The following is a 14331-nucleotide window of genomic DNA, read 5'->3' as shown; positions in this document are numbered from 1 at the left end:
AGTCGGCTGGGGAGGTTCGTGGGCTGTGCGGGGCGGTGCGGTCGCAAGTGGTCAACGACCGAGGTGCTGTTGCCGTCGCGGTCGCTGTCACAGTCCCCGTCGAAACCCTTCGAGAAACCAACTACGCAGAATCGTCCGACTGCTGCCACCGCGCGTACAGGTACACGCAGATTCCCGTCATGACCCACACCGGCGCGCCCACGCGGACCGCGAAGGAGACCCGCGACCCCCAGTCCGGGAGCGCGACCTGCGTCGACAGCAGCGCCACCACCGGCGCGCCGACGACGATCGTCAGCACGAACGTCACCTGCATCACCCAGCCGAAATCGACGCCGTCGGGGTCGGTCGTGGCGACGCGTTCGGGCATCAGATCCGGTCGAGGAACGACTCCAGCGTGCTGTTGAACGCCGCGGGCTGTTCGAGCATCGCCAGGTGGGCGGCGTCGTCGATCGTCGCGAGTTCGCAGTCGGGGATCGACGCCGCCAGCGCCTCGTGGTAGTGCGGCGGCGTGAGCTTGTCGTGCTCGCCGACGACCGCCAGCGTCGGGACGTCGATCTCGTCGAGCCGGTCGCGCACGTCGAAGCTGTGACAGCTCCGGAAGTCCCGGGCGGTGACCGCCTGCCCGGTCTCGCGCATCGCCGCTTCGCTGATCTCGACCAGTTCGTCGTCGGGGTCGTGGAACAGCCGGTCCGAGCCGTGGAGGAACTCCACCGCGCGGTCGAACTCCGACTCCAGCCAGACGAGCAGGTCGTCGAGCACGGGCAGGCGTGCACCCGTCCCCGCGAGCACGAGGCCGTCGAGATCGAGGCCCCGATCCAGCGCGACGAGCATCGCCACCGCGCCGCCGAGAGAGTTGCCACAGAGCACGCGGTCGCCCGTCTCCTCGGCGACGGCGACAACGTCGTCGGCGTAGCCCGACAGCGCCTCGTACCCCGGCTGTGCGGTCAGCGACCCGCTCTCGCCGTGGTCGCTCAGGTCCAGCGCCGTCACCGGCGTCCGGTCGGACAGCCGGGACTGGGACTTCCAGACGCCCGCGCTCCCGCCGCTCCCGTGAACACAGAGCAGCCCCGGCCCGTCGTCGGTCCGCGCCGAACGACGGTACGAGATCCCCCGACCGTGGTGCGAAACCCGCTTCATACTGTCGTGTCACTCGCGGCGAGCATAAATCCGCGGGACCGCGGGCCGCCGGACTCGAGAGGAGCGGGGTCGGTCCGAACCGCTACCTCACCCGTAATCGGACACCCCGGCGCAGTCGTGCGGTTTTCTGGCGACAGATTTAAATAGATACGACGATTACTTGGAGTTAGCTAATGACCACTCACCAACGCAGTATCAGTGACGAGGAGTTCGGTCGGGTCTACGAGTACGACGACACTCTCGTGGTCGCGATCGATCTCGCCGACGCCGAGGGGGAGGTCGCCGTCGACACGGTCGGCGAGACCGCCATCGTCGTGGTCGAGGCGGCGGACGGCACGGTTACCGAACGCGAGTTCGAACTCCCGGGGGAGGCGCGTGAGACGACCGTCAACAACGGCGTGCTGACCGTGGAGGTGGCGAAATGAAGCTCACGGTCAAGCCGCTGAAGCAGAAGGACGCCGGCCGCCGGCTGGCGGCGGTCGACCGCGTCGCCGCCGACGAGATGGATCTCTCCGGGGGCGACTTCATCCGCATCGAGGGCCAGCAGGGCGCCGCGATCGCCCGCGTCTGGCCGGGCTACCCCGAGGACGACGGCACGGGCGTCGTGCGTATCGACGGCCGGCTGCGACAGGAGGCCAGCGTCGGCATCGACGACCGCGTGGAGGTCGAGGCCGCCGACGTGAACCCCGCCGACAGCGTCACCGTGGCGCTCCCCCAGAACATGGGGATCCGCGGCGACATCGGCAGCCTCGTCCGCAAGGAGCTGTCGGGCCAGCCCGTCACCACCGGGCAGGACGTCCAGCTTCCGCTGGGCTTCGGCCTGATGGGCGGGCAGGGACAGGCGGTGCCCCTGAAGATCGCCGAGACCGACCCCAGCGGGACGGTCGTGATCACCGACTCCACCGAGGTGGAGATCAGCCAGCAGCCCGCCGAGCAGATCCGCGAGGAGCGCGGCGGCGCGTCCGGCGCCGGCGGCTCGGCCACCGAGGGTCCCGACGTGGCCTACGAGGACATCGGCGGCCTCGACGACGAGCTCGAACAGGTCCGGGAGATGATCGAGCTCCCGATGCGCCACCCCGAGCTGTTCAGCCGGCTGGGGATCGAACCCCCGAAGGGCGTGCTGCTGCACGGCCCGCCGGGCACCGGGAAGACGCTGATCGCGAAGGCCGTCGCGAACGAGATCGACGCCTCGTTCCACACCATCTCCGGCCCCGAGATCATGTCGAAGTACTACGGGGAGTCCGAGGAGCAGCTCCGCGAGGTGTTCGAGGAGGCCCAGGAGCAGAGTCCCGCGATCATCTTCATGGACGAGCTGGACTCCATCGCCCCCGCGCGTGACGAGGCCGGCGGCGACGTGGAGCGCCGCGTGGTGGCCCAGCTCCTCAGCCTGATGGACGGGCTGGAGGAGCGCGGCGAGATCGTCGTGATCGGCGCGACCAACCGCGTCGACGCCATCGACCCCGCGCTGCGCCGCGGCGGCCGCTTCGACCGCGAGATCGAGGTCGGCGTGCCGGACACCCACGGCCGCGAGGAGATCCTGCAGGTCCACACGCGCAACATGCCGCTGGCCGACGACGTGGATATCGAGGCGCTCGCGGAGAACACCCACGGGTTCGTCGGCGCGGACCTCGAGTCGCTGGCGAAGGAGTCGGCGATGATCGCGCTCCGGCGGTTCCGTCCCGAACTCGACCTCGAGGCCGACGAGATCGACGCCGAGACGCTGGAGCGGCTGGACGTGACCGAGGACGACTTCAAGAAGGCGCTGCGGGGCATCGAGCCCAGCGCCCTGCGCGAGGTGTTCGTCGAGGTCCCGGACATCACCTGGAACGACGTCGGCGGCCTCGAGGGCACCAAGGAGCGACTGCGCGAGACGATCCAGTGGCCGCTCGACTACCCCGAGGTGTTCGAGCAGATGGACGTCGACAGCGCGAAGGGCGTGCTGCTGTACGGCCCGCCGGGCACCGGGAAGACGCTGCTCGCGAAGGCCGTCGCCAACGAGGCCGAGAGCAACTTCATCTCGGTGAAGGGGCCTGAGCTGCTGGACAAGTACGTCGGCGAGTCCGAGAAGGGCGTCCGCGAGATCTTCAGCAAGGCCCGCGAGAACGCCCCCACGGTGGTGTTCTTCGACGAGATCGACGCCATCGCGGCCGAACGCGGCCAGAACACCGGCGACTCCGGCGTGGGCGAACGCGTCGTCTCCCAGCTGCTGACGGAGCTCGACGGGCTCGAGGAGCTGGAGGACGTGGTGGTCGTCGCGACCACGAACCGCCCGGACCTGATCGACAGCGCGCTGATCCGGCCCGGCCGGCTGGACCGCCACGTCCACGTCCCCGTGCCCGACGAGGACGCGCGCCGCAAGATCCTCGACGTCCACACGCGGGACAAGCCGCTGGCCGACGACGTGGACCTCGACGACATCGCGGCCCGCACCGACAACTACGTCGGCGCCGACCTCGAGGCGCTGGCCCGCGAGGCGTCGATGAACGCCACCCGGGAGTTCATCAACAGCGTCGACCCCGAGGAGGCCGCCGAGAGCGTGGGCAACGTCCGCGTGACGATGGCCCACTTCGAGGAGGCGCTGGACGAGGTGGTCCCCTCGGTGACCGAGGAGACCAAAGAGCAGTACGAGGAGATCGAACAGCGCTTCAAGCGCAGCGAGCCTGCCGAGGAGCAGGAGCCCGCCGCGCCGACGTTCCAGTAACGGCGTCGCGAACGCCGTAGACCGCTTTTCCGGGTTTTCGACGGGGAGCTACGCCTCGGGCAGATCGTACTCGACGCCGGTCAGATTCTCGGATACGTCCCAGAGCCGTGCCGCGGTCTCCTCGTCGTACGACGCCGGGCTGGACTCCTGTTTCTCCGGGGCGCCGCGCATGTTCATCAGGCCGCCGGGGCCGACGTACTCGCCGCCCGCCACGTCGTCAGCCGTCGCCGCGTACAGCATCGGGAGCGCGCCCTGCTCGGCCGACTGCGCGAGCAGGGCGTTGGCCGCCTTCATCGCCAACAGCCGCAGCCGCGACCCCGACTCCTCCGGGCCGCGGAACTGGAGGTTCGTGTCGGCGAACCCGGGGTGGCAGCCGACGCTGACGGTGTCGGCGCCGACGGCGTCGAGCCGGCGATCCAGTTCGTAGGCGAAGAGGAGGTTCGCCAGCTTGCTCTGAGCGTAGGCGCCCCACTTGTCGTAGGACCGCTCGCGCTGGAGGTCGTCGAAGTCGATCTCGCCCTGCTCGTGGACGCCGCTGCTCTGGGTGACCACTCTGGTCTCGCCCGCCGTTTCCCGGAGGTCGTCGAGCAGGTGGCCCGTGAGCGCGAAGTGGCCGAGGTGGTTGATGCCGAACTGTCGCTCGAACCCGTCCGCGGTCTCCCCGCGGGGGACCGCCATCACGCCGGCGTTGTTACAGAGAACGTGCAGGTCGTCGAAGTTCTCCCGGAAACTGTCGGCGAAGCGCGCGACGGAGTCCAGATCCGCGAGATCCAGTTCCATCACGGTCAGCGATCCCGCGTCGGGCGCCGACGCCCACGCGGGACCGTCGGCGAGCGTCGCCCGGATTTCCTCGGCGGCGGCCTCGGCCCGGTCGAGGCTCCGGCAGGCCAGCACCACGTCCGCGCCGTGGCCCGCGAACGCCTCGGTGGCCTCGTAGCCGAGCCCGCTGTTCGCGCCGGTGACGACGACGGTGCTGTCGGTCTGCTCGGGCATCGACGACCGATCCCAACTCATGGCTGAACGGTCGGTCAGGACCCGGGTAACGGTTCCGGTGGTTCAAGCCCGCGTGAACGCGTAGAGTATCGAGAGCAGGCCGGCCGTCGAGATACCGAAAAAGGCCAGCAACGGGACGAGTTCGTTCCGAGTGACGAACACGACGGTCAGCGTCGAGACGGCCTGCTGGACCGTCGTCACGAGGGCGATACCGACGCCCAGGAACAGCACCGCACGGTCGTCGTTACGCCGGTAGCCACGGTAGGCCTGATAGCCGATGTAGGCACCGAGTAGCAGTACCGCGACGGTGACGGCCATCGTCGCGTACTCGATCGGGGCCAAACCCCGTGGGACCAGTTCGCCGAGACCGCTAGCCGGCCCACCTGCCTGCAGGAGGTTACTCACCGTGCATCACCCCGACGACGATCAGGAGTCCGGCGAGTTGGGTCGAGCGGACGAGCAGCGGCACCCACGACCCGCCGGGCACGACGGCGCCGAAGCCGAGTCGCATGAGCGTCGGGACGGCTGTCACGAGCACGATTCCGGCCGCGAGGCGGAGCGCCGTCCTGTTCCCGTCGCCACGGCGGTACCCGCGCACGGCGACGACTACGACTGCCAGCGGCAGCGCTACCCACAGCAGGAAGCCGACTGCGAGCACGGCGTCGACGGGAGTGATCTGGAGCATCATCGGAGGTCGTCGAACGCCGCGGTGAGGCGGTCCGCGGGGTCGCTCGGTTCGCGGTCGATTCGCACCTCGAACCCGTCGGCAGTCAGTTCCGCGACCACGCAGTCGAGCCGTGCGCGGTAGGTTTTGTAGTGGTGGCCGTCGAGGTCGAGTTGCTGCTGTTCGGTTACGAGGTCGTGGTCAGTCAGGCGGGAGAGCCGGTCGTACACCGTCGACGGCGCAGCGTCGAGTCGCTCGGCGATGTCGTCGGCCGCGAGTTCCTCCCGATAGGTGAGCACGAGCGTCGCGCGTGCGTACTCGTCGTCGAGCAGCGCGACGACGTCGGCGTCGTCGGCGTCGATCGCGACGACAGTGCTCCCCTCACCGGACATTGCGCCCATCTGTAGTGTCGAGGTCCGTAAACGTGCAGGGTCGGTCGTTCGGGTCGCGGTGGTCGCTGCAGGTGTCACCGGCGACGCTACTCGACGGGGTCGGCGCTCCCCGTGGACTCGCTCGCGCCGGCGTCGCCGCGACTGAACACCGACGACCGGGCCAACAGCCAGCCAGCGACGACCAGCCACCCGACTGCGCCGATGACGCCGCCGGTCCCCGGACCGACAGCGAGGTTCGGCGTCTGCTCGGCGACTGCGGGTCCCCAGCGAGAACTCGTGTTGAACGCCGCGTGCCCGACGGCCGCGGGCCAGACGCTGCCGGTCCGGTAGGTCGTCCACGCGAGGAACGTCCCGTACAGCGTCGTGACCCACGCTATCGCCGCCATCCCGAGCCACGTCGCGTTCGGGTAGTTCACGCCGAGGTAGATGAACGGGAAGTGCCAGATTCCCCAGAGTACGCCGGTAAGGACCGTCGCCGTTCTGGTCCCCAGCGGCGAGAGCTTCGGCAGGAGGTACGCGCGCCAGCCGACTTCCTCGCCGAGCAGCATCACCGCGCCCAGCACGAGGCTGGCGAGAGTCACCGCGGCGACGGTAGCGAGGCCGACGCCGATGCCGAGGCCGCCGACGCCGACAGCCGTCACGTACGCCGCGAGCGGGTCGGCAGCGAGGGACGCCGGGAAGACGGCGAAGTAGACGACTGCGCCGACCACCGCCAGCACGAGCGGGACGAGAGCCGCGACGAGGTACGTCCGCCAATTGCCCCGGAAATCCGGAACGAGGAGCAACTGTTCGACGCCCAGCCCCTCGTCGGTGAGCCAGCGGGTGAGAAGCGTGGCGAGGGCGGGGGTGAAGCTCGCGGCCACGATGATGGCGTTGTACGTGGCCGCCGAGAAGTTTCGGTCGGCGACGGTGGCGCCCTCGAGGAGGAGGTAGCCGGCCGCGAGCCAGTGGAGGCCGAACGCGATAGCGAGGAAGACGCCCAGTTTCCGGGTCGGAAGGGTCGCGGGGACGACGGCGGCGAAGCGATCGTGGATCGCACTGTCTCGGGTCATGGACAACTGAACGTACGCCAGCCACCCGTAAACGCCCCGACACAGACTTCGTGGGGCGCGAAGTCGGCAAACAATTTATCAGGGAAGACGGCGCGACCGGCGACGGTGACGCGCTGCGGGCGCTCGTCGACGAACTCTGAGTAGTGCAGTTTTCAGTCGCGATATCGGGGCCGAGTGAACTATCCTCCCCGGTGAACAACCGTTCAGTAATCCATGACCGTAATCCGGACCGACGACCTGCGGAAGTCCTACGGCGACGTGGCCGCGCTCGACGGCCTCTCGCTGTCGGTTGAGTCGGGGGAGCTGTACGGGCTGCTCGGCCCCAACGGGGCGGGGAAAACGACGACGATGAGCGTGCTGACGGGTCAGACCGTCGCCGACAGCGGCGAGGCCGAGGTGCTCGGCGTCGACCCCGAGGCCGATCCCGTCGGCGTGCGCGAACGGGTGGGGATCCTGCCGGAGAAGGAGTCGCCGCCGAGCTTCTCGACGCCGCGGGAGTACTTCCAGTTCGTCGGCGCCGTCCGCGGGATGGCCGACGGAACGGTCGACGAGCGGACTGAGACGTGGGCCGAGCGCCTGAGCTTCGCCGAGAAGCTCGACACGCTGTCGACGGACCTCTCCCGTGGGCAGCAACAGAAGACGATGATCGCCGGTGCATTCCTCCACGAGCCCGAGGTGGTGTTCATCGACGAGCCGCTGGCGAACCTCGATCCCATCGTACAGGAGCGCGTCAAGCGCTTCCTCACGAACTACCGCGAGGCGGGCAACACCGTCGTCGTCTCCACTCACAACGTCGACGTGGCCGCCGAACTCTGCTCGCGGGTGGGGATCGTCAACGCCGGCGAGCTGGTCGCCGAAGTCGTGCCGAGCGAACTGGCCGCCGACGAGACGCTGCTGGACGTGTTCGTCGAGCACGTCGACGACGAGACGGAGTGGGCCGGCGATGAGTGAGGGCGCGAACCCCGCCGGCGGCGAGCAGCCGAGCCGGTGGGAGCGCGACAGGGTGGTGTTCCGCGAGATGCTGCGCGAGGAGTGGCGCCTCCACAGCGAACTGCTCGGCGGCGGCCGCTTCGGCGCGTTCCCGCTGCTCGTGGTCGCGCTGGTGGCGGGGGCGGTCTGGCTGCTCGACTACACCGGCACCGACCCCGGCGCCGTCGTCGCGGGGATGCACGCGCTGGCGCTCGTGTTCGGCCTCCACACCGGCTCGATCGGCTTCGTCGGCCGCGACGCGGTGGGGAACGTGCTCGGCGACGTGACGCTGCTCGTGTTCTCCGGGCGCACGCTGCCGCTCTCGCAGGGGCGCCTGCTGGCGATCTTCGTCCTCAAGGACGTGGTGTACTACGCCGCGCTGTTCCTGCTCCCGATGGCCGTCGGCGTCGCCCCCGCCGCGCTCGCGGGCGCCGGGGTCGGCCTCGGGGCGGTCCCGCTGCTGTGGGTCACGCTCGTCACCACGTTCGTGCTCGGGATCGGACTCACGATCGCCGGCGTCGGCCTCTCGGCGACGGGGCTGCCGGGGCGTGCGCTGCTGCTCGTGCTGCTCGGTGGCGCCGCCGCCGCGTGGTACACGGGCGTCCCGGTGCTCAGCTACACGCCCTACGGACTCTATCTGGATCCGGGGCTCGTCAGCGCCGCCTCCGCCGCCGCGTTGATCCTCGCGGCCTACGCCGTCGGCGCCGCGACGTTCGATCCGCAGGTCCAGTCGGCGGACCGCAGCGTGGGGCCGGAGTTCCGCCGCTGGCTCGCTCGCGTCGACGATCCCGTGGCGGCGAAGACGCTGCTGGACGTCCACCGTAGCTCCGGCGGCTTCGGGAAGGTGCTGTTCTCGGCGGCGATCCTGCTCGGCGTGACCGCCGGACTGGTCGATCTCGCGTCGGAGATCACCGGCGTCGCCCCCTCCGTCGGCGTCTCTTTCGGCGCCGTGCTGGGGCTGACCGGGTTCACGACGTACAACTGGCTCACGACGAACGACGACGTGGAGAGCTACCTCGCCCACCCGCTCGACGCCGAGGCCGTGTTCCACGGGAAACTCCGGGCGTTCCTGCTGCTCGGCCCCGCCGTCGGAGTGGCGTTCTACGCACTGGGAGTGCTCTGGCGCGGGACGCCGCTCGCGGAGGCCGTCGTCGGCGCCGTCGTCCTCGTCGGCGTCGCCACCTACGTGTTCGGGCTGACGATCTACCTCGCCGGCATGTCGCCCAACGAGTTCCTGTTCGACACGGGGCTGTACGCGGCCTTCGGCGCTGCCGTCGCGATCCCGCTGGTGCCGATCCTCGTGGTCGCGTTCGCGCTCGCGCCGGTGTCGGCGGCGTTGTTGGTGGGGTTGGGCGTCGGTGGTGCGCTGTTGGGCGCCGTCGGGATGTGGCTCTACCGGCGCTCGCTCTCGAAGTGGGGCGCGTACCACCGGGCGTAGCCCCCAAGACATTTGCCGGCGTCGGGCCAGCGCAGAACCGTGTTCGACGCTGACGACCCCGGAACGGTCATCAACGAGTTTCTCGTCGCGCTGTTCGTCCCGGGAATCCTCCTGTTCGTCGGGCTCTGGGCGGCGTTCAGGCTCGTCCTCGACGGGCCGCTGCGGTCGATGGGGCTGGCGCCCATCCGGGCGGCCGACGGCGCCGGCGCCGTCGCGAGCGGCTACGGTCGGTTCGCCCTGTTGATCGTGGTGACGGCGCTGCTGTTGCTGCCCTACGTCGCCGCCTACCGACGGTTCGTCCGCGACTCGCTTCGTGCCCGGGGGATCGTCTGAGCGGCACGGCGACCGGGCGGCGGGCGCCCCGCCCGATTCACACCCTTTTTGCGAACCGCCCCGGTATCTCCCGCCAATGGACGAGGATCTCCGCGAGCGGGTCGAACGGGAGGCCGAGAAGCACGCCCTGTTCAACGCGCTCGAACACGGCAGCGACGCCGAGGTCGGCCCGATCATGGGGCCGCTGATGGGCGAGAACCCCGACTTCCGCCAGCACGGCGACCAGATCGCGGGCGTCGTCGCCCCGGTCGTCTCGCGAGTCAACGGGATGGACGCCGACGAGCAAGAGGCTCGCCTCGAAGAGCTGGACGAGGCGCTGTACGAGGAGCTGATGGCCGAGGAGGAGGAGGACGACCAGATCCTCCCCGATCTCCCGAATGCCGAGGAGTACGACGAGATCCGGATGCGCGCCGCGCCGAACCCCAACGGCCCGTGGCACCTCGGCCACGCCCGGATGCCGTCGGTGATGGGCACCTACACCGAGGAGATCTACGACGGCCACTTCATCGTCCGGTTCGACGACACCGACCCCGAGACGAAGCGGCCGGATCTGGACGCCTACGACGCGATCCTCGACGACATCGAGTACCTCGGATTCACGCCCGACGAGGTGCTCAAAGCCTCCGACCGCGTCGAGACGTACTACGAGTACGCCCGGAAGCTGATCGACGCCGGCGGCGCGTACACCTGCTCCTGTTCCGGCGAGACGTTCTCGGAGCTCAAAAACGACGCCGAGGCCTGCCCGCACCGCGACAAGGACATCGAAACCGTCCACGAGGAGTTCGACGCGATGGTCGACGGCGAGTACTCCTCCGGCGAGATGGTGCTCCGGGTGAAGACCGACATCGAGCACAAGAACCCCGCGCTGCGTGACTGGGTGGCGTTCCGGATGGTCGACACCCCGCACCCGCGTGAGGAAGCCGCGGAGTACCGCTGCTGGCCGATGCTCGACTTCCAGTCCGGCATCGACGATCAGCTCACCGGCGTCACCCACATCATCCGCGGCATCGACCTGCAGGACTCCGCGAAGCGCCAGCGGTTCGTCTACGACTACTTCGACTGGGAGTACCCCGAAGTGCTCCACTGGGGCCACGTCCAGATCGACGCCTACGACGTGAAGATGAGCACGTCGACCATTATCGAGAAGATCGAGAACGGCGAGCTCTCGGGCTGGGACGACCCCCGCGCGCCGACTATCGCCTCCGTCCGCCGCCGCGGCATCCGCGGGCAGGCGCTCGTGGACGCGATGCTCGAACTCGGCCTCTCGACCTCCGACGTGGATCTCGCGATGTCCACCGTCTACTCGAACAACCGCGAACTGATCGACGACGACGCCGACCGTCGGTTCTTCGTCCGCGACGGCGTCGAACTCCCGGTCTCGGGCGGCCCAGACGTGGCCAATCCGCCGCTGCACCCCGACCACGAGGACCGCGGGACCCGCGACATCCCCGTCGGCGACGCGGTGCTCGTCGAGGAGGAGGACCTGCCCGAGGAAGGCGGCAAGGTCTGGCTCAAAGGGTTCGGCCCCGTGAAGCGCACCGACGACGGCTTCGAGCACACCGACGACGACCTGGAAGTCGTGAAAAGCGGCGACGTGGACGTGATCCACTGGGTGCCCGCCGAGGAGAGCGTCGCGGTACGACTGCGGACGATGGAGGGCGACGAAACCGGGCACGCGGAGCCGGGGTACGCCGAGTACGACGAGGACGAGATGGTGCAGTTCGAGCGCGTCGGCTTCGCGCGGGTGGACGAGCAGAACGAGGACGGCGAGTCGGTGGCGTACTTCGCGCACCCGTAGTCAGTCGCATTCGGCAGTTCTCGGCCGTCAGGACGCGATGAGGACGACAGCGACGATCGCCAGCCCGATGCCGGCGACGTTCGCTGCGCTGAGGTCGGCCTCGAAGTAGAGCACGCCGACGATCACGGGGATCACGAAGTACAGCGCGGCGATCGCGGAGACGATCGCGACGCTTCCCCGCTCGAGCGCGGCGTAGAAGCTGATCGAACCGATCGCGAGAAACGCCCCCGACAGCAGCGCGAACCCCACGTCCGTCCCGGTGCCGGAGATCGGCCGGCGCATCCAGAGCACGTAGCCGCCGACGAGGGTTATGCTCGCCACGTAGGAGAGGAAGACGGCGTTCACCGCCGACAGCGACCGGGTCGCGACGCCGGCAGTCACCGCCCACCCGCCGAACAACACCAGCGCGCCGAACGCGAGCACGATCGCGAGACTGATCACGTCGAGGGGAGCCGAACCGGACGGACAAAATCTTCGTTCTCGGCGCCGGTCCGTTTCGGGTCTACGACCGGTACTCGACCACTTCCGCCAACAACTCCGCCGTCCACGGCGGCGTGTCCGCGTCGTCGATCACCGACTCCGCGCTGCACCACTCGACGGCCGCGACCTCGGCGGGGTCGGCGACGCGGGCCTCGCCGCCGGCGTAGTCGGCGGTGACGACGACGTTCAGACCGTCGGCCCGTAGTCGAGTTCGAACGTCGTGCTGGTGACCTGCTCGACGTTCTCGATCTCGACCCCGGCCTCCTCGCGGGCCTCGCGCTTCGCGGTCGCTTCGAGCACGTCCGACTCGCCCGGCCCGGCCGCCACCTTCCCGCCGGGGAACCCCAGCATTCCGGGCGCGTGCTCCTCGTCCTCGCTCCGGACGATCACGAGGTACTCGGTCCCGTCGGGGGTCTCGCGGGCGATTACTGGGTCAACGTTGACGACGTACCTGGGGTCGGCCATCCCTTTCGACCCGGCAGGGAGACGCCTTCACCCTATCGGCGACCAAGTATTTCCCTCGGGGGAACAATCGGTGTCCCATATGGGAGTACTCGATACGTTCGGAACGCTCGCCAGTGCGCTGATCGCCGGAGCCGTCATGCTCGCGTTCGCCATCCTGAGCCTGTTCGTCACCGTGTTCATCGTGGACATGGCGGCGGCAATCGGTGGGCTGAGCCCCAGTGACGGCTTCGTCGTCCTCGGGGCCGCGATCATCGCCGCCGCCGCTATCGTCGCCGGCGGCGGATTCGCCGCCCCCGAGACCGAACAGTAGCCCGTCTACTCGTGGGCCGCGTCCCACTCGTCCGGCTTCTTGACGTTGCCGCAGACGTTGCACTCGATCCGGCCCATCGGATCGACCGCGTTGTCGGTCGTCTCGCAGTTCCCACAGAAAAAGCCCCAGCGCTCCTCGCCGGCCTCTGAGACGTAGGCGACGAAGAAGGCCCCCTTCGAGCCCTTCTCGCCGTCGGTCCGGTCGACGTGGACCGTCTCCCCCTCCGCGGTCCGGATGGCCTCCAGTTGCATGGCCGGGCCAACGCGCGGCGGGGTGAAGAACGTACGGCTCTACCGCGTCGCCCGCTTCCACTCGGCGAGTCCGACGCGCTCGCCGTTCAGTTCGTCCGCCCCGAGTTCCGTCGCCGCCCAGCGGAACAGCCCGACCACCTCGGCAGGGTCGCGCCCCTGCCCGCCCGTGAGGTCGCTCGCGACGACGCCCGGATCGACGACACCGACGGTTTGGTCGATCTCGGCGGCGAACTGCCGCGCCACGGCCTCCGCGGCGGCTTTCGACACCGCGTAGCCGCCGTAGCCGGATTTCGCCTCCTCCGCGACCGAACCGGACGGGACGAGCACCCGCGCGTCGTCTGCGAGGTGGGGTAGCGCCTCCCGGATCGCGACGAACACGCCGCGGGCGTTGGTCCGGTACTCGTCGTCGAACGCCGCGTACCCCTCATCGGCGAGTCGCTGCTCGCCGGGGTCGCCGTGGAACACCGCCGCGCAAGGGAGCACGAGGTCGATCTCGCCCGTCCCGGCGGCGTCCTCCATCAGGTACTCGACGTCGAACTCGTCGCGGGCGTCGACGCGCATCGGCTCGACGCCGTCGTGGTCCGCGAACTGACCCTCATCCGCGTGGACGCCCGCGAACACCGTCGCCCCGTCGTCGGCGAACGCCTCGGCCAGCGCGCCGCCGATGGCGCCGCCCGCGCCCGTGACGACGACAGTCGTGTTCTCCATGGCCGGGACGTGGGCCGCCGGCGACTTAGCGGTGTCCGTGACCGTGTCGGCCGCCCGATATGCCAGCAGAGTTAAGTGACTCGTGTCGGATCACTCACCCGAACATGTCACGCGTCCTGCGTGCTTCGGGATACGTCGCACTGACGATTCAGATGCTCTGGGGGATCGTGCAGTCCTACATGATCTCGCCGATGGGGCCGGGACTCCCCGCGGTCTCCGTCGGCGCGCACGCCCACTTCGGGATCCTGTCGATCCTCGCGGTCGTGACCGGGTTCGCGATCGAGCGGACGGCGCTCTCGGGGACTCAGCGACAGGTCGCCGTCTGGGGGTTCGTCGTCGGCCAGTGGCTGCTGCCGGCGACGGTGCTGATGGAGGCAGTGTTCCCGCCGGCGCTGCTGACCGCCTACCTCTGGGGGCTGCTGCTGGCGGTCTCGATGGGGCTGCTGGCGTGGGGGACGATCACCGCCGACGAGGCGACCGCGAGCGCCTGAGACCTGCCAGCGTCGGCCGTTTTAAGCCCCACGCGCCCCTGGTTGGCGCATGGACGTTGCACCGGAGCTCGGTTCCCTCGCCGGCCGCGATGTCGGTCGTGTAGATGTACACCTCGGTCGCCGTCCCCGCACTGAGGTGCTGGGCAGCT

19 protein-coding genes and 1 pseudogene are annotated in these 14331 nt (G+C 69.4%); 8 read left to right on the top strand and 12 right to left on the bottom strand.

Annotated elements, in window-relative coordinates:
• Positions 1-121: 121 nt before the first annotated feature.
• A complete protein-coding gene (locus tag ACFR9S_RS02120) occupies positions 122-367 on the bottom strand; it encodes a DUF5822 domain-containing protein (protein WP_379731779.1) in 246 nt (81 codons plus the stop codon).
• Entirely contained in the window at positions 367-1137 is a 771-nt protein-coding gene (locus ACFR9S_RS02115; protein ID WP_379731780.1) for an alpha/beta fold hydrolase, read from the bottom strand. Before ACFR9S_RS02115 ends, ACFR9S_RS02120 begins: the two co-directional genes overlap by 1 nt.
• A 173-nt stretch (positions 1138-1310) precedes the next feature.
• On the opposite strand from ACFR9S_RS02115, the gene ACFR9S_RS02110 reads away from it, so the two are divergent.
• Complete coding sequence (locus ACFR9S_RS02110; RefSeq protein WP_379731781.1) at positions 1311-1562, top strand: DUF7127 family protein; 252 nt, start codon at positions 1311-1313, stop codon at positions 1560-1562.
• On the top strand, positions 1559-3838 hold the full coding sequence (locus tag ACFR9S_RS02105; protein ID WP_379731782.1) for a CDC48 family AAA ATPase: 2280 nt from the start codon (positions 1559-1561) through the stop codon (positions 3836-3838). The genes ACFR9S_RS02110 and ACFR9S_RS02105 overlap by 4 nt, the downstream gene beginning before the upstream one ends.
• Positions 3839-3886: 48 nt before the next feature.
• On the opposite strand, the gene ACFR9S_RS02100 is transcribed toward ACFR9S_RS02105, so the two are convergent.
• The 5 genes from ACFR9S_RS02100 to ACFR9S_RS02080 form a co-directional block, all read right to left on the bottom strand.
• On the bottom strand, positions 3887-4852 hold the full coding sequence (locus ACFR9S_RS02100; protein WP_379817965.1) for an oxidoreductase: 966 nt from the start codon (positions 4850-4852) through the stop codon (positions 3887-3889).
• 42 nt (positions 4853-4894) lie between these two features.
• Positions 4895-5149 carry a DUF7521 family protein gene (locus ACFR9S_RS02095; protein ID WP_379732233.1) on the bottom strand — a complete coding sequence of 85 codons (255 nt, stop codon included), beginning with the start codon at positions 5147-5149 and terminating at the stop codon, positions 4895-4897.
• 79 nt (positions 5150-5228) lie between these two features.
• Positions 5229-5516 (bottom strand): hypothetical protein, encoded by a 288-nt coding sequence (locus ACFR9S_RS02090; RefSeq protein ID WP_379732234.1) that lies wholly within the window; start codon positions 5514-5516, stop codon positions 5229-5231.
• Complete coding sequence (locus tag ACFR9S_RS02085) at positions 5516-5887, bottom strand: helix-turn-helix domain-containing protein (RefSeq protein ID WP_379732235.1); 372 nt, start codon at positions 5885-5887, stop codon at positions 5516-5518. The genes ACFR9S_RS02090 and ACFR9S_RS02085 overlap by 1 nt, the downstream gene beginning before the upstream one ends.
• A gap of 86 nt (positions 5888-5973) precedes the next feature.
• Positions 5974-6939, bottom strand: a complete 966-nt coding sequence (locus tag ACFR9S_RS02080; RefSeq protein WP_379732236.1) for a CPBP family intramembrane glutamic endopeptidase — start codon at positions 6937-6939, stop codon at positions 5974-5976.
• Between the two features lie 213 nt (positions 6940-7152).
• Here ACFR9S_RS02080 and ACFR9S_RS02075 point away from each other — a divergent pair, with 213 nt between their 5' ends.
• The 4 genes from ACFR9S_RS02075 (at position 7153) to ACFR9S_RS02060 (ending at position 11477) form a co-directional block, all read left to right on the top strand.
• Positions 7153-7890 (top strand): ABC transporter ATP-binding protein, encoded by a 738-nt coding sequence (locus ACFR9S_RS02075; RefSeq protein WP_379732237.1) that lies wholly within the window; start codon positions 7153-7155, stop codon positions 7888-7890.
• Positions 7883-9346, top strand: coding sequence for a hypothetical protein (locus tag ACFR9S_RS02070; RefSeq protein WP_379817964.1), 1464 nt, complete (start codon positions 7883-7885; stop codon positions 9344-9346). Before ACFR9S_RS02075 ends, ACFR9S_RS02070 begins: the two co-directional genes overlap by 8 nt.
• A 39-nt stretch (positions 9347-9385) precedes the next feature.
• On the top strand, positions 9386-9679 hold the full coding sequence (locus tag ACFR9S_RS02065) for a hypothetical protein (RefSeq protein ID WP_379817963.1): 294 nt from the start codon (positions 9386-9388) through the stop codon (positions 9677-9679).
• Between the two features lie 76 nt (positions 9680-9755).
• Positions 9756-11477 carry a glutamate--tRNA ligase gene (locus ACFR9S_RS02060; RefSeq protein ID WP_379731464.1) on the top strand — a complete coding sequence of 574 codons (1722 nt, stop codon included), beginning with the start codon at positions 9756-9758 and terminating at the stop codon, positions 11475-11477.
• A 27-nt stretch (positions 11478-11504) separates the two neighbouring features.
• Here the strand turns inward: ACFR9S_RS02060 and ACFR9S_RS02055 are convergent, their stop codons facing one another.
• On the bottom strand, positions 11505-11918 hold the full coding sequence (locus tag ACFR9S_RS02055; RefSeq protein ID WP_379731465.1) for an EamA family transporter: 414 nt from the start codon (positions 11916-11918) through the stop codon (positions 11505-11507).
• 225 nt (positions 11919-12143) lie between these two features.
• On the bottom strand, positions 12144-12422 hold the full coding sequence (locus tag ACFR9S_RS02050; RefSeq protein WP_379731466.1) for an NUDIX hydrolase: 279 nt from the start codon (positions 12420-12422) through the stop codon (positions 12144-12146).
• A 79-nt stretch (positions 12423-12501) separates the two neighbouring features.
• On the opposite strand from ACFR9S_RS02050, the gene ACFR9S_RS02045 reads away from it, so the two are divergent.
• A complete protein-coding gene (locus tag ACFR9S_RS02045; protein ID WP_379731467.1) occupies positions 12502-12732 on the top strand; it encodes a hypothetical protein in 231 nt (76 codons plus the stop codon).
• A 5-nt stretch (positions 12733-12737) separates the two neighbouring features.
• Here ACFR9S_RS02045 and ACFR9S_RS02040 read toward each other — a convergent pair whose 3' ends face one another.
• Both ACFR9S_RS02040 and ACFR9S_RS02035 read right to left on the bottom strand, forming a co-directional pair.
• A complete protein-coding gene (locus ACFR9S_RS02040; RefSeq protein WP_379731468.1) occupies positions 12738-12983 on the bottom strand; it encodes a DUF5816 domain-containing protein in 246 nt (81 codons plus the stop codon).
• 39 nt (positions 12984-13022) lie between these two features.
• Positions 13023-13691 carry an SDR family oxidoreductase gene (locus ACFR9S_RS02035; RefSeq protein WP_379731469.1) on the bottom strand — a complete coding sequence of 223 codons (669 nt, stop codon included), beginning with the start codon at positions 13689-13691 and terminating at the stop codon, positions 13023-13025.
• 104 nt (positions 13692-13795) lie between these two features.
• Here ACFR9S_RS02035 and ACFR9S_RS02030 point away from each other — a divergent pair, with 104 nt between their 5' ends.
• Positions 13796-14182 carry a hypothetical protein gene (locus tag ACFR9S_RS02030; RefSeq protein WP_379731470.1) on the top strand — a complete coding sequence of 129 codons (387 nt, stop codon included), beginning with the start codon at positions 13796-13798 and terminating at the stop codon, positions 14180-14182.
• On the opposite strand, the pseudogene ACFR9S_RS02025 reads toward ACFR9S_RS02030, so the two are convergent.
• Positions 14151-14331: pseudogene (locus ACFR9S_RS02025) on the bottom strand (hypothetical protein); the annotation flags it as partial. The gene ACFR9S_RS02030 and the pseudogene ACFR9S_RS02025 overlap by 32 nt on opposite strands.

Origin of the sequence: Halolamina salina (genome assembly GCF_042678005.1) — an archaeon.
Lineage (GTDB): Archaea > Halobacteriota > Halobacteria > Halobacteriales > Haloferacaceae > Halolamina > Halolamina salina.
This window is presented reverse-complemented; position numbering and strand designations above follow the sequence as displayed.

Coding starts and splice junctions, on each gene's coding strand:
- ACFR9S_RS02035 (WP_379731469.1), bottom strand. CDS start 13,691: ATGGAGAACACGACTGTCGTCGTCACGGGCGCGGGCGGCGCCATCGGC.
- ACFR9S_RS02075 (WP_379732237.1), top strand. CDS start 7,153: ATGACCGTAATCCGGACCGACGACCTGCGGAAGTCCTACGGCGACGTG.
- ACFR9S_RS02115 (WP_379731780.1), bottom strand. CDS start 1,137: ATGAAGCGGGTTTCGCACCACGGTCGGGGGATCTCGTACCGTCGTTCG.
- ACFR9S_RS02120 (WP_379731779.1), bottom strand. CDS start 367: ATGCCCGAACGCGTCGCCACGACCGACCCCGACGGCGTCGATTTCGGC.
- ACFR9S_RS02080 (WP_379732236.1), bottom strand. CDS start 6,939: ATGACCCGAGACAGTGCGATCCACGATCGCTTCGCCGCCGTCGTCCCC.
- ACFR9S_RS02110 (WP_379731781.1), top strand. CDS start 1,311: ATGACCACTCACCAACGCAGTATCAGTGACGAGGAGTTCGGTCGGGTC.
- ACFR9S_RS02050 (WP_379731466.1), bottom strand. CDS start 12,422: ATGGCCGACCCCAGGTACGTCGTCAACGTTGACCCAGTAATCGCCCGC.
- ACFR9S_RS02030 (WP_379731470.1), top strand. CDS start 13,796: ATGTCACGCGTCCTGCGTGCTTCGGGATACGTCGCACTGACGATTCAG.
- ACFR9S_RS02105 (WP_379731782.1), top strand. CDS start 1,559: ATGAAGCTCACGGTCAAGCCGCTGAAGCAGAAGGACGCCGGCCGCCGG.
- ACFR9S_RS02090 (WP_379732234.1), bottom strand. CDS start 5,516: ATGCTCCAGATCACTCCCGTCGACGCCGTGCTCGCAGTCGGCTTCCTG.
- ACFR9S_RS02100 (WP_379817965.1), bottom strand. CDS start 4,852: ATGAGTTGGGATCGGTCGTCGATGCCCGAGCAGACCGACAGCACCGTC.
- ACFR9S_RS02085 (WP_379732235.1), bottom strand. CDS start 5,887: ATGTCCGGTGAGGGGAGCACTGTCGTCGCGATCGACGCCGACGACGCC.
- ACFR9S_RS02045 (WP_379731467.1), top strand. CDS start 12,502: ATGGGAGTACTCGATACGTTCGGAACGCTCGCCAGTGCGCTGATCGCC.
- ACFR9S_RS02060 (WP_379731464.1), top strand. CDS start 9,756: ATGGACGAGGATCTCCGCGAGCGGGTCGAACGGGAGGCCGAGAAGCAC.
- ACFR9S_RS02070 (WP_379817964.1), top strand. CDS start 7,883: ATGAGTGAGGGCGCGAACCCCGCCGGCGGCGAGCAGCCGAGCCGGTGG.
- ACFR9S_RS02095 (WP_379732233.1), bottom strand. CDS start 5,149: ATGGCCGTCACCGTCGCGGTACTGCTACTCGGTGCCTACATCGGCTAT.
- ACFR9S_RS02040 (WP_379731468.1), bottom strand. CDS start 12,983: ATGCAACTGGAGGCCATCCGGACCGCGGAGGGGGAGACGGTCCACGTC.